This window comes from Arthrobacter sp. SO5, from assembly GCF_020532805.1.
Lineage (GTDB): Bacteria > Actinomycetota > Actinomycetes > Actinomycetales > Micrococcaceae > Arthrobacter.
In genome coordinates, this window is the sequence record NZ_MQTQ01000035.1 from 29,688 (window position 1) to 51,134 (window position 21,447).

General features: G+C 66.2%; 25 protein-coding genes and 2 pseudogenes. 16 read left to right on the forward strand and 11 right to left on the reverse strand.

The genetic code is table 11. The features are described 5' to 3' along the window. Nucleotides 1–570, reverse strand: a 570-nt coding sequence (locus BJG92_RS06025) for a FadR/GntR family transcriptional regulator (protein ID WP_232083118.1), incomplete at its 3' end; no start/stop codon positions are given. A gap of 298 nt (nt 571–868) precedes the next feature. On the opposite strand from BJG92_RS06025, the gene BJG92_RS06030 reads away from it, so the two are divergent. The 4 genes from BJG92_RS06030 to BJG92_RS06045 all read left to right on the forward strand — a co-directional run bounded on the left by BJG92_RS06030 (nt 869) and on the right by BJG92_RS06045 (nt 5,020). Continuing rightward, nucleotides 869–1,987, forward strand: coding sequence for an ABC transporter ATP-binding protein (locus BJG92_RS06030; RefSeq protein WP_232083119.1), 1,119 nt, complete (start codon nt 869–871; stop codon nt 1,985–1,987). A gap of 5 nt (nt 1,988–1,992) precedes the next feature. Further along, nucleotides 1,993–3,180 (forward strand): ABC transporter substrate-binding protein, encoded by a 1,188-nt coding sequence (locus BJG92_RS06035; RefSeq protein ID WP_232083120.1) that lies wholly within the window; start codon nt 1,993–1,995, stop codon nt 3,178–3,180. 72 nt (nt 3,181–3,252) lie between these two features. Continuing rightward, on the forward strand, nt 3,253–4,179 hold the full coding sequence (locus BJG92_RS06040; RefSeq protein ID WP_232083121.1) for an ABC transporter permease: 927 nt from the start codon (nt 3,253–3,255) through the stop codon (nt 4,177–4,179). A gap of 13 nt (nt 4,180–4,192) precedes the next feature. Further along, nucleotides 4,193–5,020: an ABC transporter permease gene (locus BJG92_RS06045; RefSeq protein WP_232083122.1), complete on the forward strand. Its 828-nt coding sequence runs from the start codon at nt 4,193–4,195 to the stop codon at nt 5,018–5,020. Here BJG92_RS06045 and BJG92_RS06050 read toward each other — a convergent pair. Beyond that, nucleotides 5,017–5,610: a HutD family protein gene (locus BJG92_RS06050; RefSeq protein ID WP_232083123.1), complete on the reverse strand. Its 594-nt coding sequence runs from the start codon at nt 5,608–5,610 to the stop codon at nt 5,017–5,019. The two genes, BJG92_RS06045 and BJG92_RS06050, sit on opposite strands and share 4 nt — an antisense overlap. Before the next feature lie 126 nt (nt 5,611–5,736). Between BJG92_RS06050 and BJG92_RS06055 the strand changes: the two genes are divergently transcribed. Beyond that, nucleotides 5,737–6,333 carry a phosphoribosylanthranilate isomerase gene (locus BJG92_RS06055; RefSeq protein ID WP_232083124.1) on the forward strand — a complete coding sequence of 199 codons (597 nt, stop codon included), beginning with the start codon at nt 5,737–5,739 and terminating at the stop codon, nt 6,331–6,333. A gap of 44 nt (nt 6,334–6,377) precedes the next feature. Continuing rightward, nucleotides 6,378–6,629, forward strand: a pseudogene (locus BJG92_RS06060) (LLM class flavin-dependent oxidoreductase); the annotation flags it as partial. Between the two features lie 193 nt (nt 6,630–6,822). On the opposite strand, the gene BJG92_RS06065 reads toward BJG92_RS06060, so the two are convergent. The 3 genes from BJG92_RS06065 to BJG92_RS06075 form a co-directional block, all read right to left on the reverse strand. After that, nucleotides 6,823–7,134, reverse strand: a complete 312-nt coding sequence (locus BJG92_RS06065) for a hypothetical protein (RefSeq protein ID WP_232083125.1) — start codon at nt 7,132–7,134, stop codon at nt 6,823–6,825. 73 nt (nt 7,135–7,207) lie between these two features. Beyond that, nucleotides 7,208–8,533, reverse strand: a complete 1,326-nt coding sequence (locus BJG92_RS06070) for an ISL3 family transposase (protein WP_232083126.1) — start codon at nt 8,531–8,533, stop codon at nt 7,208–7,210. A gap of 257 nt (nt 8,534–8,790) precedes the next feature. Continuing rightward, a complete protein-coding gene (locus tag BJG92_RS06075) occupies nt 8,791–9,660 on the reverse strand; it encodes a DUF4393 domain-containing protein (protein ID WP_232083127.1) in 870 nt (289 codons plus the stop codon). A gap of 83 nt (nt 9,661–9,743) precedes the next feature. Here BJG92_RS06075 and BJG92_RS06080 point away from each other — a divergent pair, with 83 nt between their 5' ends. Beyond that, nucleotides 9,744–10,256 carry a hypothetical protein gene (locus BJG92_RS06080; protein WP_232083128.1) on the forward strand — a complete coding sequence of 171 codons (513 nt, stop codon included), beginning with the start codon at nt 9,744–9,746 and terminating at the stop codon, nt 10,254–10,256. A 61-nt stretch (nt 10,257–10,317) separates the two neighbouring features. Here the strand turns inward: BJG92_RS06080 and BJG92_RS06085 are convergent, their stop codons facing one another. Then, complete coding sequence (locus tag BJG92_RS06085) at nt 10,318–10,728, reverse strand: hypothetical protein (RefSeq protein ID WP_232083129.1); 411 nt, start codon at nt 10,726–10,728, stop codon at nt 10,318–10,320. 253 nt (nt 10,729–10,981) lie between these two features. Here BJG92_RS06085 and BJG92_RS06090 point away from each other — a divergent pair, with 253 nt between their 5' ends. The 3 genes and pseudogenes from BJG92_RS06090 (at nt 10,982) to BJG92_RS06100 (ending at nt 12,788) form a co-directional block, all read left to right on the forward strand. Continuing rightward, nucleotides 10,982–11,440, forward strand: a complete 459-nt coding sequence (locus tag BJG92_RS06090) for a hypothetical protein (protein WP_232083130.1) — start codon at nt 10,982–10,984, stop codon at nt 11,438–11,440. Between the two features lie 247 nt (nt 11,441–11,687). Continuing rightward, nucleotides 11,688–12,166 (forward strand): annotated as a pseudogene (locus BJG92_RS06095) (LLM class flavin-dependent oxidoreductase); the annotation flags it as partial. Nucleotides 12,167–12,236: 70 nt separating this feature from the next. After that, complete coding sequence (locus tag BJG92_RS06100) at nt 12,237–12,788, forward strand: YceI family protein (protein WP_232083131.1); 552 nt, start codon at nt 12,237–12,239, stop codon at nt 12,786–12,788. Between the two features lie 3 nt (nt 12,789–12,791). Here the strand turns inward: BJG92_RS06100 and BJG92_RS06105 are convergent, their stop codons facing one another. Both BJG92_RS06105 and BJG92_RS06110 read right to left on the reverse strand, forming a co-directional pair. Then, nucleotides 12,792–13,187, reverse strand: coding sequence for a hypothetical protein (locus BJG92_RS06105; protein ID WP_232083132.1), 396 nt, complete (start codon nt 13,185–13,187; stop codon nt 12,792–12,794). A 22-nt stretch (nt 13,188–13,209) separates the two neighbouring features. After that, nucleotides 13,210–13,368 carry a hypothetical protein gene (locus tag BJG92_RS06110; RefSeq protein WP_232083133.1) on the reverse strand — a complete coding sequence of 53 codons (159 nt, stop codon included), beginning with the start codon at nt 13,366–13,368 and terminating at the stop codon, nt 13,210–13,212. A 131-nt stretch (nt 13,369–13,499) separates the two neighbouring features. On the opposite strand from BJG92_RS06110, the gene BJG92_RS06115 reads away from it, so the two are divergent. Next, nucleotides 13,500–13,913, forward strand: a complete 414-nt coding sequence (locus BJG92_RS06115; RefSeq protein WP_232083134.1) for a YccF domain-containing protein — start codon at nt 13,500–13,502, stop codon at nt 13,911–13,913. A 66-nt stretch (nt 13,914–13,979) separates the two neighbouring features. Further along, nucleotides 13,980–14,486, forward strand: a complete 507-nt coding sequence (locus tag BJG92_RS06120; RefSeq protein ID WP_232083135.1) for an SRPBCC domain-containing protein — start codon at nt 13,980–13,982, stop codon at nt 14,484–14,486. A 104-nt stretch (nt 14,487–14,590) separates the two neighbouring features. Here BJG92_RS06120 and BJG92_RS06125 read toward each other — a convergent pair whose 3' ends face one another. The 3 genes from BJG92_RS06125 to BJG92_RS06135 all read right to left on the reverse strand — a co-directional run bounded on the left by BJG92_RS06125 (nt 14,591) and on the right by BJG92_RS06135 (nt 18,102). Further along, complete coding sequence (locus BJG92_RS06125) at nt 14,591–15,460, reverse strand: DUF4031 domain-containing protein (protein ID WP_232083136.1); 870 nt, start codon at nt 15,458–15,460, stop codon at nt 14,591–14,593. Nucleotides 15,461–15,485: 25 nt separating this feature from the next. Next, entirely contained in the window at nt 15,486–16,679 is a 1,194-nt protein-coding gene (locus tag BJG92_RS06130) for an AI-2E family transporter (protein WP_232083137.1), read from the reverse strand. An 88-nt stretch (nt 16,680–16,767) separates the two neighbouring features. After that, entirely contained in the window at nt 16,768–18,102 is a 1,335-nt protein-coding gene (locus BJG92_RS06135) for an FAD-binding oxidoreductase (RefSeq protein WP_232083138.1), read from the reverse strand. Nucleotides 18,103–18,283: 181 nt separating this feature from the next. Here BJG92_RS06135 and BJG92_RS06140 point away from each other — a divergent pair, with 181 nt between their 5' ends. From BJG92_RS06140 to BJG92_RS06155, 4 genes are read left to right on the forward strand one after another with little or no spacing between them, the layout of a single operon-like run. Next, nucleotides 18,284–18,694 carry a molybdopterin-binding protein gene (locus BJG92_RS06140; RefSeq protein WP_232083139.1) on the forward strand — a complete coding sequence of 137 codons (411 nt, stop codon included), beginning with the start codon at nt 18,284–18,286 and terminating at the stop codon, nt 18,692–18,694. Next, nucleotides 18,691–19,506 carry a molybdate ABC transporter substrate-binding protein gene (modA, locus tag BJG92_RS06145; RefSeq protein WP_232083140.1) on the forward strand — a complete coding sequence of 272 codons (816 nt, stop codon included), beginning with the start codon at nt 18,691–18,693 and terminating at the stop codon, nt 19,504–19,506. Before BJG92_RS06140 ends, modA begins: the two co-directional genes overlap by 4 nt. Nucleotides 19,507–19,513: 7 nt before the next feature. Continuing rightward, complete coding sequence (locus tag BJG92_RS06150) at nt 19,514–20,365, forward strand: ABC transporter permease (RefSeq protein WP_232083141.1); 852 nt, start codon at nt 19,514–19,516, stop codon at nt 20,363–20,365. Beyond that, nucleotides 20,362–21,414, forward strand: coding sequence for a sulfate/molybdate ABC transporter ATP-binding protein (locus BJG92_RS06155; RefSeq protein WP_232083142.1), 1,053 nt, complete (start codon nt 20,362–20,364; stop codon nt 21,412–21,414). The genes BJG92_RS06150 and BJG92_RS06155 overlap by 4 nt, the downstream gene beginning before the upstream one ends. Nucleotides 21,415–21,447 lie beyond the last annotated feature (33 nt).

Genomic DNA, 21,447 nt, shown 5'->3' on the forward strand with positions numbered 1-21,447 from the left:
GGTGCGCCCGCGGTAGCCGGCGTCGGCGCAGGGCAACAGGGTGAGGGTGCCAAGATCGGCCTGCAGCCGGATCAGCTCCCGGGCGAGCCGGGCCGAGCGGGCAATCGCGGCGACTTCCAGCAGGAACTCGGACAGCGCCAGCCGCCAGCTCAGGGAGTCGTCGTCCGCCGCGGGGATGAACGAGCGCAGCGTGGCGATGTCGGCGGCGTCGGAGCGCCGGGCCGCGACTCCGGCGCAGGCCGCGGCGATCGCCTCGTAGTGCAGCGCCAGGTCCCGGATCTGCAGCCGGCTCAGCTCGCGCAACTGCGCCAGGGCCCGTTCCCTGGAGGGCAGCACGTCGTCGGCAATGAAGCTTCCGCCGTTGCGGCCGCGAGCGGTTCGGATGATTCCCGAGGCCCGCAGCTGGGACAGGGCCTCCCGGGCGGTCACCGCAGACACTCCGAGGGCCGCGGCGAGTTCCGTTTCGTTCGGCAGCCGCTGGCCGCTGGTCAGCAGCCCGGTCTCCACGGCCTGCTCGATCCGGCAGCACACCTCGTCCACGAGCCCGCGGGATTTGATCGGCGTGAACACGGCCGCCAGGCTCCGGGAAGCGCTTTTCGGCGATAGCAACATCACAGTGCCTCCCTTCGCTGCGGCGGGCTTCGGCCACCCCGGCCCGGGCATTCGTGCGGGTCCGGGCGCCGGGTCCGGAGCGGCGCCGCCGTGCGTCGCCCGGGCTGATGACATCCTAATCCGGACTTTGCCGAGGGGTCTATACATAAATCCTATGAAGTAATAGCATTTGGGCCAGCGGCCGGGTGTGCGCTGGATCACACTCCGCTACGTGGCTCTCCCCTGGACAATCCGGCAACGACGTAAGGCGCACCGCATGACCGAAACACTGGCCGCCGGAACCTCCACAGGAACCGAAGAGGTTCCAGCAATCCGCCTGCGCAAGCTCACCAAGGTCTTCGGGGACACCGTCGCGGTCAATGCAGTGGACCTCGACATCCGCCACGGGGAATTCTTCTCCATGCTCGGTCCGTCCGGCTCCGGCAAGACCACGGTCCTGCGGCTGATCGCAGGTTTCGAGCTGCCGACGTCCGGCACCATTGAACTTGAGGGCAAGGACGTCACGTCAATGGCGCCCTTCCAGCGCGACGTCAACACCGTTTTCCAGGACTACGCACTGTTCCCGCACATGTCCCTCGTGGACAACGTCGCGTACGGCCTGCGGGTGCGCGGGATGCCCGGGAACCAGCGCCGGGAGCGGGCCAGGGAGGCCTTGGACCGTGTGCAGCTGGGCAAATTCGTCGGCCGCAAACCCGCGCAGCTCTCCGGTGGCCAGCGGCAGCGCGTTGCCCTGGCAAGGGCGCTCGTTGTGGAACCGAAGGTCCTCCTGCTGGATGAGCCGCTGGGCGCCCTGGACCTGAAGCTCCGCCAGCAGATGCAGGTCGAACTCAAGGATTTGCAGCGCTCGCTGGGCATCACCTTCATCTTCGTCACGCACGACCAGGAGGAGGCGCTCACCATGAGCGACAGGATCGGCGTCTTCAATAACGGCAGCATCGAGCAGATCGGTACGGCGCACCAGATCTACGAGCGACCCGGCGGCATTTTCGTGGCCAATTTCGTCGGCACCTCCAACATCTTCGACGCAGGCCAGGCCCGGGCCGTCTATGGCCGGGCGGAGCCCATGTGCGTTCGTCCCGAGCGGCTGCGTGTCGCCTGGACCGGGGAACCGGACCGTCGTTCGGGCACCACCTCCCGGCCGGGAACGGTGATTTCCTTCGTGTACGTCGGGCACGCCACCCAGGTCCGGGTGCAGCTCGACGGCGGTCCCGCCGTCGTCGCGCTCGTCCCGGAAAAGCTGCCCGGCAGCGACGCGGAGCTCGCGGGCCGGCCCGTCTCGGTCAGCTGGGACGACGACGCCGTCGTCTGGCTTCCGGGTACGGCCCCTGACGCGGGGCCGAACCCACACATCGATTCACCCCACATCGAAAGGTAAGGATCATGGCACCAGCAACGAAGGCCTCCCTCATTGTCGGGGTGGTTGCGGCGGCGGCGCTAGCGCTGTCCGGCTGCGGAACCAGCGGCGGAGCCGGCTCCTCGCCGTCGGCGCAGCCGGTCAAGACCGAGATCGGCACCGGCGAAGGCCAGCTGTCCATCCTCGGGTGGCCCGGGTACGTCGAGGACGGCAGCAATGACCCGGCGGTGGACTGGGTGCATCCGTTCGAACATGAGACGCAGTGCAAGGTCAGCTTCAAGCCCTTCGGCACCTCGGACGAGGCCGTGACGCTCATGCGCACCGGTCAGTACGACGTCGTCTCGGCTTCCGGGGATGCCTCATTGCGCCTGATCGCCGGCCAGGACGTGCAACCGGTGAACATGAGCTTGCTGAAGAACTACCCGGATATCTACCCCTTCCTGAAGGACAAGGCCTGGAACACCGTCAACGGCACTAACTACGGAATGCCCCACGGCTGGGGAGCCAACCTGCTGATGTACTCCACGGACAAAGTCACCCCGGCGCCCACGTCTTGGAGCGCTGTGTTTGACGACGCCGCCAAGAACACCGGCAAGGTCACTGCCTACGATTCGCCCATCTACATCGCCGATGCCGCCGTCTACCTCATGACGCACAAGCCGGAGCTGGGCATCAAGAACCCGTACGCCCTCGACAAGAACCAGCTGGCGGCCGCCGTCGATCTCCTCAAGCAGCAGCGCACGCACATCGGCGAATACTGGAGCGATGTGGTTAAAGAAGTCCAGGCCTTCACGTCCGGAAGCACCGTGGTCGGCACCACCTGGCAGGTGGGGGCGAACATCGCGGCGGCCGACGGCGCCAAGGTAGCGACCCTCCTGCCGACAGAGGGCGCCACCGGTTGGTCGGACACCTGGATGATCGGGTCCAAGACCAAGAACCAGAACTGTGCCTACAAGTGGCTCGACTACATCGCCAGCCCCACGGTGAACGCCCAGGTGGCGGAGTACTTCGGCGAATCCCCGGCCAATGCCAAAGCCTGCGATCTGGCCAAGGATCCCAATCACTGCCAGACGTACCACTCCGGTGATGCGGCCTATGCCGAAAAGATCTGGTACTGGACCACCCCGGTGGCCGATTGCCTCGATGGCCGCAAGGACGTCAAGTGCACCGACTATTCGGAATGGACCAAGGCCTGGACTGAAATCAAGGGCTGATTCCGGGCCGCAGACCACAACGACTCCGAAAAAGGACAGCCGGCCGCGACGGCCGGTAGAAACTAAGGCGAGATGGCACAACAGACGCAACAGCTTCCGCCCGGCTCACCCCCACATGCCGGGGCACCCCGGGCGAAAGCCAACGCCTTCTCGGCGCTGCTTCACCGCTCGCCCCGATTGAGGCTTGCCGCGCTGCTCACCGCGCCGGCAGGCTGGCTGGTGCTGGTCTACATCGCCGCCCTGGCGGCACTGCTGATCACCGCGTTCTGGACCGTGGACACCTTCACCGGACAGGTGTCCACGGTCTGGACCACCGAAAACATCGTCACGGTCCTGACCGATCCGGTGTATCAGCGGATCACCCTGCGGACCTTGTGGATCGCCGTGGCGGTGACTGTGATCGACCTGGTCCTCGCCCTGCCCATCGCGTTCTTCATCGCCAAGGTGGCCGGTGCCCGATGGGAGAAACTGCTCGTCGTGGCGGTGCTGATGCCACTGTGGGCGAGCTACCTCGTCAAGGCCTACGCCTGGCGGAATGTTTTGGCCGAGGGTGGGCTGCTCGAATGGCTGGGGGCGCCGATCGGCCTGTCGTCGCCGGGCTACGGCGAGACCGCCGTCATCCTGACCCTGTCCTACATCTGGCTGCCGTACATGATCCTGCCCATCTACGCGGGCTTCGACCGGGTGCCCGACTCCCTGCTCGAAGCCTCCGGGGACCTGGGCGCGAAGCCGCTGACTACCATGCGCCTTGTAATGCTTCCGCTGCTGGTCCCCTCCATCATCGCGGGCACGATCTTCACGTTCTCGCTGTCCCTGGGAGATTACATCACCGCGCAGATCGTCGGCGGGACCACCCAGATGCTCGGCACGGTGGTCTACGCCAACGTCGGCGCCGCGAACAACCTGCCGTTTGCCGCCGCTGTATCGCTGGTTCCGATCGCCATCATCATGTTCTACCTCTTCATCGTTCGCCGTTCCGGCGCCCTGAACAACCTGTAGCGCAAGGAGCATCATGAGACTTTCCCGTAGCGCCAAAGTCGTCCTTGGCGTCATTTCCGGGCTGGTGCTGCTGTTCATCTACATCCCGCTGATGCTGGTGGTGGTGAACTCGTTCAACGCGGACCGGACGTTCGGCTGGCCGCCCAAGGGCTTCACGCTGGAATGGTGGGGCAAGGCCTTTGACTCGACCGGTGTCCGGGAGGCCGTCCTTTCCTCCCTGTGGGTGGCGGTGGTGGCGACCGTCATCTCGCTGGTGCTGGGCACGCTGCTGGCGTTGTCACTGCAGCGTTACAAGTTCTTCGGCCGCGACGTCATCAACCTGCTGGTGATCCTGCCGATCGCACTGCCCGGGGTTGTCACCGGCATTGCCCTGAACAACATGTTCACCACCATCCTGGGCGTACCGCTGAGCCTGTGGACGGTGGTGATCGCCCACGCAACGTTCTGCATGGTGACCGTGTTCAACAATGCCATTGCGCGGCTCCGTCGAATGAGCGCCGGCCTGGAGGAAGCCTCCGCTGATCTCGGCGCCGGTGTCTTCACCACCTTCGGCCTGGTGACATTCCCTCAGATGCGCACTGCCCTGCTGGCCGGCGGTCTGCTGGCATTCGCGCTGAGCTTCGACGAGATCATCGTGACCACGTTCACGATCGGGGCCGGCGAGACCACGCTGCCGATCTGGATCCTGCAGAACCTCTTCCGTCCGAATCAGGCGCCCGTGGTCAACGTGGTGGCCGTCGTGCTGATCGTCGTCTCGATCGTTCCCATTTGGCTCGCCCAACGGCTCTCGGGGGAATCGGTCGGCGTCAGCGGGGCCCGGGTGAAGGCGCAGGGGAGCTAGTTCGCGACGGGGTCGACAACGGGGTCGATCGACACCACGGCCAGGAAGCCGCGGCCCAGGATCTCGGGGGAGTCGGCGTCGGAACCGACGACGGCGTCATAGCGGTCCAGCGTCGCGGGTTCGGCGGCGGTGCCGCCGGGACTGACCGTCGCCTGGCCCTGCAGGAGGATCCCCAGCTGGCCCTCGAAGACCGGATGCGCCCGTTTCTTGGACAGCTCGATAATGGAGGTATAGCCCTTGAACGCCCCGCTGCGGGTGATGACGTTCAGGTCCCGGATGTTGCCGGTGGGCAGCGCCCCGGCCGAGTCGGCGTCTCCGGAGAACCGGAACGGCCGGTACTTTTCCAGCGGATGCTCGGCGCCGCCGACGGTCAGGAGCAGCAGCTCGCCCTCGATCACGGTGAGCACTCGATCCATTCCTGGAAAAGCGGAGAAAGCGCCGGCCTTGGAGACCTCGGCGATGCTCACCCGCCAGTCCCAGCCGCCGTCCTGTCCGGACGCTGCCCCTGGGCGGCTGGCCAGTTCGCGGGTCACCCCGCCGCCGTTGGGCCAGGGTTGGGCTTTCAGCTCGGCATAGCGGATGATCTCCATGCCTCCAGCCTATCGCCGGGCCGCGGCGCCCCTGCGCCCCCCCGCTGGGCCCCCCGCTGCGCCCTGTCGGCATCCTGGCAGCGTCCTTGCTAACGTCAGTGGCAGGAACGCTGCAGAAGGAGCCGAATGTTCGTCAAGGTATGCGGGCTTAGTACCCCCGGGTCGGTCCGGGCCGCCACCGAGGCCGGGGCGGACGCCGTCGGCTTCGTCCTGACCGCCAGCCCCCGCCAAGTGGCCCCGGCGCAGGCCCGCGCGCTCCTGGCCCTTGTCCCCGAAGGGGTTCCCGCGGTGGGCGTCTTCAGGCACGAACCGGCCGCGGACGCCGTTGTGGCCGCCCGCGAGGCCGGGCTGGCCTGGGTGCAGCTGCACGGCGACCGCACGCCCGCGGACGTGCAGACCGTGCACGACGCCGGCCTGCAGCTCATCCGCGCCGTCACCATGGCCGCGGGCCCGGAGGCGTTCGGCGCCTGGGGCGAGGACCTGCTGCTGATCGACGCCGCGGTCCCCGGCTCGGGTGAGGCCTGGGATTACGGCTCCGTGCGGGCCAAGGGGCTCGAAGGCCGGCAGTGGCTGCTGGCCGGCGGACTGGATCCCGCCAACGTCGCCGCGGCTGCGGGCCAGGCCGGTGCCTGGGGCGTGGACGTCTCCTCCGGCGTCGAGTCCTCCCGCGGCGTGAAGGACCTGGCGAAAATCCGCGACTTCGTCCGGGCCGCCAAGTCCTGAAGCCGCGCAGGAATGCGGGCGGGTCACGCCGCGTTGACGCGGCCATGAAGCGCATCGGATTTTTGTCCTTTGGACATCGGCGAAGGATCACGGACCCGGACCGCGCGCGAGGCCCTGCTGCAGGGCATTGAACTGGCCGTCGCCGCCGAAGAGCTCGGCGTGGACGGGCCCCACTTCCGCGTGCACCACTTCGCCCGGCAGCAGGCTTCCCGCTCCCGCTGCTGGCGGCGGTCGCCGCCCGGACCAGTCGGATCGAAATGGGCACCGGCGTGATCGACATGCGCTACGAGAACCCGCAACGTAAGTTTGAGCTAACGCAAGGGCCGTAATGACTAACGTGCGCCAAGCAGCCCGCGAACCGGCCCTTCGCAGATTAGCGTGGTTGGGGCGGCCTGCCGCCCCTCTTCTTTGTTGCCCCTGGAGGCCCGGCCAATCCTGGTTCTTTCTCAAGCGGAGTGCGCAAAAAATGTTGCATCATTTGACTGTTATCTAGAACCACAGCCGGAGACGGAATCGAAATCTATCTCCGAGAACTTTTTCGAGTTCATCTCGGAGGCGAACCCCTTCGAGGTCAAAGTGTTTGCGGCGTTCCTCACTCCCAAACAGCCCTGTCTCTGGATTGGCATGTTCGTTGAAGAATTTTGCCCAGGCCACAAGATCCTCGTACAGAGCCTCTGGAAGTTCGCTCTTCCAATCAGGCACATCTTCTAGCGCCCAGAATATGGTGGACATCGGCCAGGTATACCCGTAATCGACGTCGATAAGGATCTCGGGTCGAGGATCTTGTGAAGGCGTGGCCACGATACGACTCTATCCTCAGCAGCCGGGGCTGGTCGACGGGTATGAGGTTATGATTTTTCGGTGGTTTCGGAGACTATGACCGTCGTATTTGGGCATGGTTGGTTTGTTTGATCCGGTAGTGGCGGTGGCCGCCGGCGGCGAGTAGGCATCTGAGCCGGTAGTTGGTGAAGTTGCGGAAGCCGCGGGCGATTCTGCGGGTGGTTTCGATGACGCCGTTGATTGCTTCGGTAGGGCCGTTGGAGGCGCCGTTCGTGTCGAAGTAGGCCAGGATCGCGGTTTTCCATTGTTTGAGGGTCCGACCGAGGCGCGCAATTTCCGGAATCGGGCAGGACGGGAATGATGCAATGACTTCGGTGACGAGTTCACGGCCCCGTTCCGGCCTCGCGTGGTAGATGTTGCGGAGCTTCTGGTAGCACTGCCAGGCCAGGGTGACTTCGTGGTCGGGATCCCCGGCATTGAGCTTCGCGTCCAGTCGGGCGGACTGCTTGTCAGTGAGGTGTTCGGCTCCGATCTGCAGGGTCCGGCGGATCCCGTAGAGCGGATCACCCTTGCGTCCGCGGTGCCCGAGAGTGTCCTGCTGGACCCGGCGGCGGACCTCATCGACCATAGCGGAGCCAAGCTTCACGACGTGGAACGCGTCCAGCACCGTGATTGCTTCGGGCAGTTCGTCGCGGATCGCGTTGGCGTAGCCGCGGAATGGATCCAGCGCGGCGGTCTTGATCCCGGCCGTGAACCCGGGGCCACGGGCTTTGAGCCAGTCGGCGTAGGCCTTCCCGGACCGGCCCGGAACCAGGTCAAGTAGCCGGGCGTGCACCACGCCGTGGTCATCGCGGGTGTGGTCCACGATTCCGGTGACCATGCCGGATCCTGGCGGGCCGGTGTGGGCCCAGACATGTTCATCAACGCCGAGCGCGTCAACGCCGGCGAGCCGATCGGAGCTTTTGATGCGGCGGGTGGCTTCTGCCTTGATGGCGTCCCAGACGGTGTGCCAGGAGACCCCGAGTTGGTGGGCCAGAGCGGAGACCGAGGTGTCGAACCGCTGCAGCGCGTCGGTAGCCCAGCAGACCGCCCGGGTGGTGAGTTTCGCCCGCGGCCCGGCCAGCGGGTGCTCCTCGGTGAACGTCGCCCTCGGGCAATCCGGATCCGGGCAGCGCCAGACACGCTTGGCCCACAGCAGCCGCACCGGCCTGCCGAAACACGGAATGTCATGGAGCCCGATCTGGCGGCGGCCGTGGCCGACCGCAACGACGCCGCAGTCCGGGCAACCGGCGAGGTCCACACCGGTTTCGACGCCCAGTAAGAGGCCGGTCCCGGTTGCCGTGACGGAGCTGACGTGGACGCCGTCGACACCGAGCAGCGCATCCGCGCGCATGCACCAGCGGCCAGCAGAACAAGACATAAAGTTATTCATGTCAGGGTCTCTTTTTGGTTTTGGTTGCTTGGTCGCTACCAATTCAAAGAGGCCCTGGCCTCTTTCCTGCCGCACCACGCCGCAGCGCGGAATACCTACGCGCTGGCGCCATCCTCAGACTGCGCATCCATGCTTATCTGCGAAGGCCCCGCGAACCAGGTCCAGGGCGTCGCTGTCAGGGCGGGACGAGTCAGCGCCGAAGTCGAGGCAGACATCGCCCAGCCGTTGTCGAGTTGATGACACATCTAGCTAGTGATGCCGACAACCTTGGCGAAGGACTTGCCAAATGAAGTCGAAGCCATAACTCCCTTGTCGAACTCAACCGTGCGGCCCTCGGTCGTCTCTAGAGCCTGCTTATAGGCGATCAGCTCTGGCCTTTGCTCAGCCCAAACGTAAGCGTTCTCGCCAGTCATATGGTTTGTGTAGCTGACTTCCACAAGCCCAAGCCGAATCCAGTTGTCGATGTATGTGCCGAGGTTGTCCCGGACAATTGGTTGACCGGATGAGCTGTCATTTAGCGGAATGAGGTTCTTTTGCAAGACGCGCCAGCCCTCTTCACCTTCCGTCCGAAGATTGATCGTGACTGTAGGCGTATAGCCACCGGCCGGCGCGGTCAGTACCTGATTCAACACGCTGATCTCGTCAGAGCTGAGCTGCTTGATCACCTCAACGAAAGACGGATGGGCCGAGCCCTGACTTCGATTGTCTGAAGCTGTAGCCAGCAGATTCAGGTACATTTCTTTGAGGTCGGGCTCGTCAAGGCTGAAGCCCAACTGCTGCATAGCGGGCGCCGCCAGGGACGCTTTTGGTGGGACCAGGTTCTCCTCGGGGACATCCTCTAGCTTCTTTGTCATGTCCTTATCGAAGTCGCCCTCGAAATACTCGTTGGCGACACCAAACAGCTTTGCAATGGGCAAGTACATTTTCGTCAGAATGGCTTGGCGAATGGCAACCCGTTTCGCATATTGATCCGAGGCATCGGTCATGTATCGAGAATCCTTCGCACCCGCGAGGAGTTCTTTGTTGATGGATCGATTTTCCTCGGCCATTTGCTCACCGGCATGCTTGACTACTTTTCCCACCATTGCCGCCGCTGCGACTTCTCCACCTGTCATGGCTCGATCCTAGTAGGCAGGTAGGACGTTACTTGAGTCCGCCTTTCGTGTTGCGTGTCGGCTGCCGACTGTAAGTTGGGCGTATGCATCAGGAAGAAATTGCTCTATGGGTTCAGGTCGGCGCCGTCGTGGTGGCTGTCGGGGCCTCAGTCGTCGCTCTAGTCGTTTCGGCGCTGGACCGGAGGAATGCTCGCAGGATCGCCGCCGAAGATCGGCGGACGGCGCTCCTCCAGGGGAAGCTCATGTTCGAGTTGGAAGCGCTCCTCAGGCTCTCGCAGAATCTACGCCGGGGCGGCCATACGGACACTGACGTAAGTAAGGACATGGGCGCGGAGGCCGGGGCTCTGATAGGGGCCTTGGGAGCGGGGCGGCTTCCGAGAAACTGGGACAAGCGGGTCGCTCAGACGCCTGATGAACTTAGGCAGTTCGTCGAGGACGAAGCACAGGAAGACTGGCTGCGTCGGGCGGTAGAGGCTCAGCTCGCGCTCATGGCCGTCTCGGACGAGTTGCGAGCCCTGATTCACGCCGAAGCAGTGGCTGCCCCGGAGCGGCCAAGGGGATTGTTGAGACGACGGAAAGCCCCGGCTCAGTGCTAGGGAGGGCTTTTCGTGCGGTCAGGCCGCTTTCCAGGGCCGGGGAGTATCCACCGTGCGGACGCTACTTTTTGAAGTAGTCCAAGTAGGACTCGACCTCTTTGGACTTCTGCGGGCAGAAGTAGGCCACGGCGAGCCGGACGCCATCCACGCCGCCGCTGGTCGGATTGCCGCCGACGGAGCGTACTGAAGCGCCGAGGCTAGTGCCGGTTTCCTCGCAGACTTGCTGCTTCATGAAGTCGGCGAAGCTCGTCACGTTGTCGGGCACGACGCCGAGGGCCGCAAGGTCTGCCTTGTAGGAGCCTTTAGTCGCGATGGTGGAGGGCGTCGGAGTCGCCTTTAGTGTGACGGTTTTTGTAACTGTCGGTGTCGGCGAGGCCGTTGCACTCGTCGAGGGTGTCGCCGAGTTAGCGCTTGCCCCCGGGCTGCTACAGCCGGATACAAGAGTAATGAGTATGAGAGCGACGCTGCTCACGGCCAGCTTGTTCAAGGTTCCCCCAATATTGAAACGAAGTCGTGTCTGTTTCCTAACTGTCAAATGCAAGAAGGCCCCTCTCGCGGCCCAAGAGCAATTTCCTACGCTCGGAGCGGGGGCGCTTTGTGACAGGAGCGAATGGCGGTTCTACTCGCAAAACCGGGCATTTTCTCCACAACACATAGTATCTGTGAGGCCGCAGTGCCGCCCCGATGAATGCGGCGGCGTCAAAAAATTGGGAGGAACTCAAAAAATGATTTCAAAAGGTATGGCTTTCGCCGTCTTTCTCACAGGAGCGCTCGCTCTTTCCGGCTGCGGAAGTTCTAATGCAGAGACAGCGCCAGCCGCCACCTCGGCGACAGCCACGCCAACGCCGACGGTGACAGCGCCGCCTGCTAATGGCGGCACGTACTCAACGGTGGTTGCCCTGAAGTCCGCCTACGTGAAAGCGGGAGGTTCGTGTCCAGAATTCTCGCAGACCAACAAGGTCACTCTCGCCGCCGAATCTGCCGATTGCTCCAAGGACACTGTTATCTCAACGTATGTCTCAAGTAGCGATATCAGCCAGCTCATTCAGAACGTGAAGAAGCTGAACGCACAGGTGAAGTCGACTGGCGGTAACTCATGGCTTGTGGGCGAGAACTGGGTTATCAACAGCCCAACGGCCGCCAAAGTGCAGGAGGAGCTCGGCGGCAAGCTCGTCAGCTTCTGACCTTTTCCAGTCGGGCGCTGAGCCCACTTGTAGCAAACAAAAAGGCCCCTCTCGCGGCCTAGGAAGTAGTTCCTGGGCTCTGGAGAGGGGCCTTTTCGTGCAGCGGCGTTTATCCGTTCTGTCGGCAGGATTCCCACCGTGCGGCGGGCGTTCAGCTTCATGCAGCGGCTGTTCAGGCGGCCGCCGGGCGGCGCCGGGACACGGAGTCAAGGCGCGGGCGGCAGTCTGTGAATTCATCGGTGGCGGGCTGCTGACGGAGGATACCGGGGTCCCGTTGGACCAGCTCCAGGCCGAGCAGATCAGTCTGTTCCGGCGGGCCTGGGCCGAGGCGGGCCACGCGTATGAGCCTCGCGTTTCGGTCAGCCGCAGTGTCCTGCCGATCGCCGACGAGGAGGACCGGCATTCTTTCGGTCTCAGCGCGCTCCGCGGGGGACGGGACCAGGAGGGAGTCATCGACGGACTCGTGGCCCGCTTCGGCAAGAGCTACGTCGGAGAGCCCGAGGCCCTGGCCGGGGCGCTGGCCGCCGACGCCGCCGCGCAGGCCGCGGACACTCTCCTGCTCACGGTGCCCAACCAGCTGGGCGTGGACTTCAACGCCAAGCTGCTGGGCACGGTGGTCCGGCACTTGGCCCGGCTATTGGCTGGTCGCCACGGCGCCACGGCGCCACGGCGCCACGGGGCGACGGCCACCCCGGACCGCTAGCCGGGCGGATGCGCCGTGGCTAGCATGGCACCTTGGGGGAGTACCCCAAACACCAGGCGGGCCCGGCCCGCCAACCGCGTGAAGGAGACCATTGTGACTCTGCCCGAAGGTTTGACCCCCGGCGTCTGGACGCTGGACATGTCCCACAGCGAGGTCGGCTTCAGTGTCCGTCACGCCGGCATCAGCAAGGTCCGGGGGCGGTTCAACGAGGCCTCTGCGGAGGCGCGGGTCCGGGACTCGCTGGCGGAGGCCAGCCTGCATGCCAACGTCAAGACCGCCAGTTTCGATTCCGGCGACGCGAACCGGGACGCCCACGTCAAGGGCCCCGACTTCTTCGACGTCGAAAAGTACCCGGAGATGGTTTTCCGGGCCACGTCGATCCGGGGCGACGGCGAGGACTACGTGCTCACCGGCGACCTCACGATCCGTGACATCACCAAGCCGGTGGACCTGGAAGTCGAGTTCACCGGCGTCGCGGTGGATCCTTTCGGTGCCACCCGCGCGGGCTTCAGCGCCGAGACGGACATCAGCCGCAAGGAATTCGGCCTGACCTGGAACGCGGCCCTGGAAGCGGGCGGGTTGCTGGTCAGCGACAAGGTCAAGATCAGTGTCGAGGCCGCGATGGTGAAGCAGGCGGAGTCCTGAGCCTCAGAACAGCAGCAGGATGAAGCCCCCGACCATGGCGAGCACACCTACCCCGGTAAAGATCCAGCCAATGATCCAGGCAGGTCCGTCCCGCTTCGGCGGCGCCAGTGCCCAGCGGGACGGGTGGCATACATCGTAGAAGAGGACGACGTCGGCCCCGACCACCAGTCCGCCGGAGTCCGCCAAGGGCAGGAGCGAGCGGTGGTCGGCGTCGTCGTGATCAGTCCAGCTGTACCCCGTGAACCCTCCGGCGCTGATCACAGTGCCGGTGGTCTCGGCCCACTGGCATTGGCGCCGGAAGGAAAGCCAGCCCCAGGCGAGCAACGGCAGGCCCAGGACGAACCCCACCCAGGTCATGACTTCCAGAATCGCGCCAAAGGCGCCTCCCCCCGGGGTCATCTGAGGGACCGCGACGGCGGCGTCACCGTATGCTGCGCGCGCGGCGCAGGAAATACATGATGCCGGCGCCCACCAGGACCAGGAGCCCGACGTAGAGCAGGAACTGTACGGCTTTGACGGCCAGGCCCACTGCCAGCAGGACGACGGCGACGATCAGCGCAAACTTCAGGAGGGCAGGCATGGGTCAAGTATCGTGCGGATTTCCGGGTTCGCAAAGTCAGGGCCTTTGCCGCGGAGTCCCGGACGATAACTCAGGGGACGTTCAGGGACAAACCCTAGTCCGGATCGGTTCGGGGCGGGGAGAATGGAGTCATGAAGACACTCCTGAACATCATCTGGCTGCTCTTTGGCGGACTGTGGCTGGCGCTCGGCTATTTCGTGGCCGGAATCATCTGCTGCCTGCTGATCGTCACCATCCCGTGGGGAATCGCGTCGTTCCGCATCGCGTCGTACGCGCTGTGGCCCTTTGGCCGCGCGGTGGTGGACCGTCCCGGCGGGACGGGGTTGTTCGCACTGCTGGGCAACATCATCTGGCTGCTCGTGGCCGGGATCTGGATTGCGATTGGGCACGTGCTGACCGCCTTCGCCATGGCGCTCACCGTCGTCGGCATTCCGCTGGCCATCGCCAACCTCAAGCTCATCCCGGTATCCCTCATGCCGCTGGGCAAGCAGATTGTTCCCAGCGACCGGCCCTTCGTGACGGGGTACAACAACTCCCGCCGCTAGGCCGGGCTGCCTCGGGCAGTCCAGCCCGGCACTCCCAGCCCGGCACTTCCCAGAAGGAGCAACGCAATGTCTGATCAAGTCGCGGCCGAAGCTGCCATCCCTGCGCGGGGGGTTTCCCGGGAAAATGAGTTGATGCTGGTCATTGCCCGCGAATTCCAGGTCCCGGTCACCCGGGTGTGGTCTGCCCTGACAGATCCGGACCAGGCCCCGGCCTGGTGGGGGCCGCGCGGCTTCCACGTCCCGCGGGAGAGCATCGATGCGGATCTGGAGATCGGCGGACTGTACCGGGCGTGCATGATCCAGGACGCCACCGGGCAGGAACACTGGTGGAGCGGGGTCCACACCGACATCGAGCCCCCGAACCTCTTCGTGTTCACCCACGCCTGGGACAAACTGGACGGCACCCGCGGCTTTGAGACCGAGGTGGCGTTCGAGCTGGTGGAGATCGACGGCGGCACCCGGATGACGTTCAGGCAGGGCCCGTTCGACACTCTCGAAAACCGCGACGGCCAGGGCCAGGGCTGGCGGGAGTCGTTCGACCGGCTTGCCGAGCACCTCCGCAGGGGTGCTTGAGCAACCAGGCAACGCGGGGTCACGTAGCGCCCATCCCACCGGGATTTATGGGCGCTACGTGACCCCGCGTTGCTGTTGCCTGCCGGGTTAGGCCCGCGTCCGGCTCAGCCGAGCTCGCCCTCCAGGTTCCGGCGGGCCGCTTCGAACCACAGTCCGCGTCCCTGCGGAGTGTGGAAGAGCGGATCCAGCGCCAGCAGTTTGCGGACGACGGCGGCGCGTCCGGTAGCGAAGTCGTCGTCGCCGATGTGGGCAAAGTCCTGCCGGACGGCGGCGAGGTACCGGGCGTAGGCTGCAGGGTCACTGCCCAGCACGGAAAGGTCGGCATCGCTGAGCAGCGCGGCGGCGTCGTCCCCGGGCTCCGGGCGGTGCTCCGCGGTCATCCGCACCAGGCGGGCCACTTCGTCCACCTCCCCTGCGGGAAGTCCGGCGCGGGTGAGCCGGTCCTCGGCGAGCCGGGCCGACTCCTCCTCGTCCTGGCCCGCGATGCCTCGGTAGACGGCGTCGTGGAACCAGGCGGCCAGCAGTACCGTGCGCGGCGGGTCGGCGGGTCCGGTGAGGCGGTCCAGTGCCTCCAGGACCGCCAGCAGGTGCGTTCGGCCGTGGTACTTCCGGTGCTCCTCGCCCCAGCGGTCGAGCAGGTCCAGGAAGAGGGCGTCGTGGCCTGGGAGGACGTCGTTCCAACGGGTCAGCAGGGGTAGTTTGAGTGAGCTGCTGCGCCGCCGGGCCGGGATCCGCAGCCCGCTGGAGATCAGTTTGCGGACCAGGATCCGCCCCTCGACGGGGACGGCCCCGGCCACCACGAGCGCGTCGTACAGGGCTTCGGCGACGTCGTAGTGATCGCCGTCGAACGCCCGGTCCGGGATGCCGGCCGCTGCCGCGAACGCGTGAAGTTCCGCCAGCGAGGTGTCCGAGATCAGGTGCGAGAAGTGCGTTCCGTGCGCAGGCCAGAGCGGCGGATCGACGTAGATGGCCATGGGGGAAGTCTAATCCGGCCCCGGATCAGCCCTGTTGGGCGTCAACGTCCGCGGTTTCGGACTGCTCTTCCTGCCGCGTCCGGGTGCGGCGCGGTTTGGAGCGCACTCCTTCGCCCTTTTCGTTGAGCCGGGTTTCATGTTCGGCCTCCGCGATGGCCGCGGGGGTGATGTCGTCCCCTGAGTTCCAGGCCTTGATCGCGGCCCAGCCCACGGCCACGAGGGGAACTGCGAGGATGGCGCCGATGATGCCGGCGAGGATGGTGCCGGCGGTGAGGGCCAGCAGGATAACGAGGGCATGGACGCTGAGGGCCTGGCCCATGACGACGGGCTGCAGGAAGTTGCCCTCGAGCTGGTTGACCACGATCACGACGATGATGACGATCAAGGCTGCGAGCGGACCGTTGGCCACGAGCGCGACGAGCGCGGCGAGGATGCCGGCCAGGGTGGCGCCGATCAGCGGGATGAAGGCTCCGATGAAGGTCAGCGCCGCGAGCGGAAGGGCGAGCGGAACGCCGAGGAACACGAGCGCCAGGCCAATGAAGAACGAGTCCACCAGAGCCACGATGGAGGTTCCGCGCACGTAGCCGCCGAGCACGTTCAGGCTTCGCTCCCCGGCGCGGCGTGCCTTCACCAGGTTCCTGCCCTTGAACGCCCGCAGCACAAAGGCCCAGATACTCTCGCCGTCTTTCAGGAAGAAGAACAGGATCACCGCCATGAGCAGGGCACCGGCGATGAAGTTGCCGGCCGCGCTGAGGCCGGAGATGGCGCCCGCGCCGACGGTGCTGCTGGTGGCGAAGTCAATGACGGCGTCGCGCGCCTGCTGGATCTGCTGGTCATCAACGGGAAGGGCGCCGGTGCGAATGAAGGCGTAGACCCGGTCGAAGCCCTCCGTGGCCTTGCTCGCCAGCTGGTCGGCCTGGCTCATGACGGCGAGGACGATGCCGGTGATGACGGCGCCGAACGCGGCCAGGAGGACCAGGAAGGACACGGTGGTGGCGGCGGTGCTGGGCCAGCCCCGGCGGCGCAGCCAGTGGACGAAGGGTGCGATCGCGGCGGCGAGGATCAGGGCCAGCAGCGCGGGAATCACCACCAGCCGCACCTGGATCAGGGCGTAAACCACCACCACCGAGAGGACCAGGAGCAGGAGGACCTGTGCGGTCCTGGTGCTGGCGCGGCCCAGGCTGTCGCCCCAGGGGGTTGTCTTTTCCGGACTGCCCATGCTGATGTGTCTCCCACTGTTGGATGGTCATGTTACTTACCAACCGTCTCACAGCCGGAGGGTGCAACCCCCGTGATTCGCCCGGTGATCAGGAAGCGGCGGGCTGGATGTTCTGGTTACCGCGGAAAGTGTTCTCCGGATCGAACTCCCGTTTCACCTGGGCCAGCCGGTCGTAGTTCTCCTCGCCGAAGGCTGCCCGGACCCGGTCCTGGCCTTCGTCGCCGACGAAGTTCAGCCAGACGCCGCCGGTGGCAAAGGGGGAGATGTCCTGGCGGAACTTCTTCACCCAGGCCTTTGCCACCTGGCCCCCTTCCGGTGTTTCCTCCAGCCCGAACGGGTGCGTGACCCATTTGGCGTTGCGGTTTTGCAATGGTGTCTGGGCAGCTGCCGGCCCCGACACGGCCCCACCCCAGCGCGCCATCAAGAGCTGCGAGTGTGGCCCTGGCAGGTTCCGGGCGGACTCCACGATCACGTCCAGGGCGGTGTCCGGCAACTCGTCGTGGTAATCGGCACTCCAATAGTTGTACAGGTTCGGCGGGTCATCGATCATGCACTGGAAATCGGCATAATTCATGGTGCTGACCAGATCCACCGCCGGGCCCAGCTCCCGGAACGGCGAAGCATGTTCTGCGCCGTCGGCGGGGTCTCCCGCGAAGAGATAGGCGACGCCGACTGCTTGTTCCCCCACCATCCCTGCTGGAACGAACGGCTCGGGCGGTGCCGTCAGGAGCACCAGGGCGGTGCCCACGGCGTCGGGGGCAGCTAGGGAAAGCTCCCGGTAGGCGCGGCTGATCTCGGTCGAGGCGTCGCCGGGCCAGAGCATCAGGCCCGCCTGCACCTCAGGTCCCAGCTGGTGCAGGCGGAAGGTGAACTCGGTGGCGACCCCGAAGTTGCCTCCGCCGCCGTGGAGGGCCCAGAACAGCCCGGGGTTCTCCCGGGCGCTCGCGGTCACCCGTTCTCCGGAGGCTGTCATGAGCTTGACGGATTGCAGGTTGTCGCACGCGAAGCCGTAGGAGCGCTCCAGCCACCCCGACCCGCCGCCCAGCGTGAATCCCGCGACACCGGTGGTGGAAGCCCGCCCGCCGGTGCTTGCGAGGCCGTGTTCCTGCGTGGCCCTGTCGAACTCGCCCCACGTCACGCCGGCTCCCACCGTTACCGTCCTGTTGTCCGGGTCCACCGAGATTGACTTCATCGGCCGGACGTCAACGACCAAACCGTCGTCGTTGGTCGACATGCCGGCAACGGAATGGCCGCCAGCGCGCACGGCAACAGCCAGGCTGTTGTCCTTGGCGTACTGCAGGGCCTCGGCCACCTCGCCCGGGTCCGCACATTGGGCGATGACGGCTGGGCGCCGGTCGATCATCGCGTTAAAAACTCTGCGTGTTTCGTCGTAGTCCGGGTTATCCGGCCAGACCCATTTCATGGCGGTGCTCCTAGGCGACCGCGGCTCCACCCCTCGCAGAAAGAGTCTAAGTCCGGTTGGTGCGCCGGAGCTAGGGGTCCCGGTTTCCGGCGGCCTGCAGGGCGCGCCGAGGTGGGCATAGTTCTCGGTTTTACGGACAAATTGCTGGAAAATACCCGCATATGCGGGTTAGGGTATCCTCATGCCTAATATCCGCGTTTCCGAGGCTGCACGGTTCCTGGGCGTCAGCGACGACACCATCCGGCGCTGGACCGAGAACGGAAGCCTGACGCCCGTGAAGGACGACGCCGGGCGGCTCGCCGTGGACGGGCTCGAACTCGCACGGCTCGCACGCGAGCAGGCCCAGCTTCCGGAGGACCCGGCCCGGGTGGGCAGTTCTGCCCGGAACCGCTTTGTTGGCCTGGTCACGGCCATCACCGCGGACACCGTGATGGCGCAGGTGGAACTGCAGTGCGGGCCCTTCCGGGTCGTGTCGCTCATGAGCAGCGAGGCCGTGCGCGAGCTGGGCCTGGAGCTCGGCTCCGTGGCCACCGCCGTCGTCAAAGCCACCACCGTGATCATCGAGACGCCGAAGGGGAAAAGCGTTCTATGAGGACTCCCCGCCGGGGCATCCCGGCGCTCCTGCTCGCCGGCGTCCTGGCCGCCGGCCTCGCCGGGTGTGCCGCCCCCGAATCGTCAGGCAACGCATCGTCTCCCGCTCCCGGCGGCGCGTCGGAGGGCTCCCAAGCCTCCGGGACCATCACGGTTTTCGCCGCCGCGTCCCTCAAGATGGCCTTCACCCGGCTGGCCGGTGATTTCGAGGCGAAAAACCCGGGAACGAAGATCATGCTCAGCTTCGCCGGGTCCTCGGACCTGGCCACCCAAATCGGCCAGGGGGCACCGGCGGACGTGTTTGCCTCCGCCGATGCCAAGAACATGGCCAAGCTCTCCGACGCTTCGCTGGTGGACGGATCCCCCCGGGACTTCGCCACCAACGTGCTGACCATTGCCGTGCCTCCGGCCAACCCGGCGTCGATCGGCTCCTTTGCGGACCTCGCCAGGCCGGGCGTGAAGGTGGTCATCTGCGCGGGCCAGGTCCCCTGCGGCGCGGCCACGAAGACGCTGGAGGAGGAGACCGGCGTCGCGCTGCAGCCGGTGAGTGAAGAGTCGTCCGTCACGGATGTCCTAGGCAAGGTCACCTCCGGAGAGGCCGACGCCGGGCTGGTCTACGTCACGGACGTCAAGACTGCTGGCAACAAGGTGAAGGAAGTCCCCTTCGCCGAGTCGGCCAAGGCTGTCAACACGTACCCGATCGCCGCGGTACGGACCAGCAAGAACAAAGACCTGGCGGCGGCCTTCATTGCGACGGTGGTCGGGCCGGAGGGCAAGGCTGTCCTCGGCGACGCCGGCTTCGGCACTCCGTAGGCCGCGCATGAACCACCGGAGCGTCAGCGCCTACAACGGGATTCCGCGCTGGGTCATGACCCTCGCGGCCGCGGGAGCACTGTTCGTGGTGTTGCCGCTCGCGGCCATGGTGGCCCGGGTGAACTGGCCGCAGTTCCTCCCGCTCATCACGTCGGAATCGTCCCTCGCGGCCCTGGGGCTCAGCCTCCGCACCGCAACGGCCAGCACCGTGCTGTGCGTGGTGTTCGGGGTGCCGCTGGCGTTGGTGCTGGCCCGCGGCGAGTTTCCCGGCCAGCGGCTGCTCCGCTCCTTCATCCTCCTCCCGCTTGTCCTGCCTCCGGTGGTGGGCGGCATCGCGCTGCTCTACACCTTCGGCCGGCAGGGGCTGCTGGGGAAGAGCCTCGAGCTCGCCGGAATCCAGATCGCGTTCTCCACGACGGCGGTGGTGCTCGCCCAGGCCTTCGTGGCCCTGCCGTTCCTCGTGGTCAGCCTCGAGGGTGCGCTCCGCTCAGCCGGGAACCGTTACGAGGCGGTGGCGGCAACCCTCGGTGCACGCCCCACCACGGTGCTGCGCCGCGTCACCCTGCCGCTGGTCCTGCCCGGCCTGGCCTCGGGCGCCGTGCTCTCCTTCGCCCGCAGCCTCGGCGAATTCGGCGCCACCCTCACGTTCGCCGGCAGCCTGCAGGGGGTCACCCGCACCCTTCCGCTGGAGATCTACCTGCAGCGCGAGACCGACGCCGACGCCGCCGTCGCGCTCTCCCTGCTGCTCGTCGCGGTGGCAGTCGCCGTCGTCGGGCTCTCCTACCGGGGTCCCGGCCCCGCGGGGTCCGGCAGCAACGCCGCCCTCAGTGGGGGCAAAACCGGACGGGTGCCGTCATGACGTTCACCGTCAACGCCGCCCTCGCCGCCCGCGGCTTTGAGGTTTCGCTGAGCCTGGGACCGGCCGAGACGGTTGCGGTGCTCGGGCCCAACGGCGCCGGCAAGTCCACCCTGCTCGCCGTGATCGCGGGCCTGCTCCGGCCGGACTCCGGCCGGGCTGCCGTGGACAGCAGGGTACTCTTCGATCTGCCGGCGAACAGCGCGGGAACGTGGACCGCGCCGCACCGCCGGGGGACCGCCCTGCTGGCCCAGGAACCCCTGCTTTTTCCACACCTCAGTGCGCTCGAAAACGTCGCCTTTGGGCCCCGGAGCGCGGGGGTAGCCAAAGCCGAGGCGCGGGAGGCCGCCCGCCGTTGGCTCGCCGAGGTCGACGCCGCGGACCTCGAAGAGCGCCGGCCGGGCGAGCTGTCCGGCGGCCAGGCGCAGCGCGTGGCCGTCGCCCGAGCCCTCGCGGCCAACCCGGGGGTGCTGCTGCTGGACGAACCGATGGCCGCCCTGGACATCCAAGCCGCCCCGCTGCTGCGGAGGCTGCTCAAACGGGTCCTCGCCGGGCGCCGGGCCATCATTGTCACCCACGATGTCCTGGATGCCTACATGCTTGCCGACCGCGTGATCGTGATGGAGGACGGCCGGATCACCGAGGAAGGCCCCACCCGCGAAGTGCTCAGACGGCCCCGCAGCAGCTTCGCGGCCGGACTGGCAGGGCTCAACCTGGTCTCGGGGACGGTGACCGAGGCAGGGATACGCTCCGCGGAGGGGCTTGAAGTAGCCGGCCAGCACGACGCTCCCCTGACCGGCGGGCAGGCAGGGGTGGCGGCCTTCCCGCCGTCGGCCGTGTCCGTTTTCCTTGACGAGGCGCACGGCAGCCCGCGGAACTCCTACCAGGTGACCGTGACGGATCTGGAGCCGCACGGGGACCAGATCCGTGTCCGCGCCGGCGACTTGTCCGCAGACGTCACGCCGGCGGCCTCCGCGGATCTCGGCCTGGTGCCCGGCCTCCGGGTCTACTTCGTGGTGAAAGCTGCCGCGGTGGCGATTTATCCCGCGTAGTCGGGGGTGATGGCGGCCGGGGTGGGGCGGCCG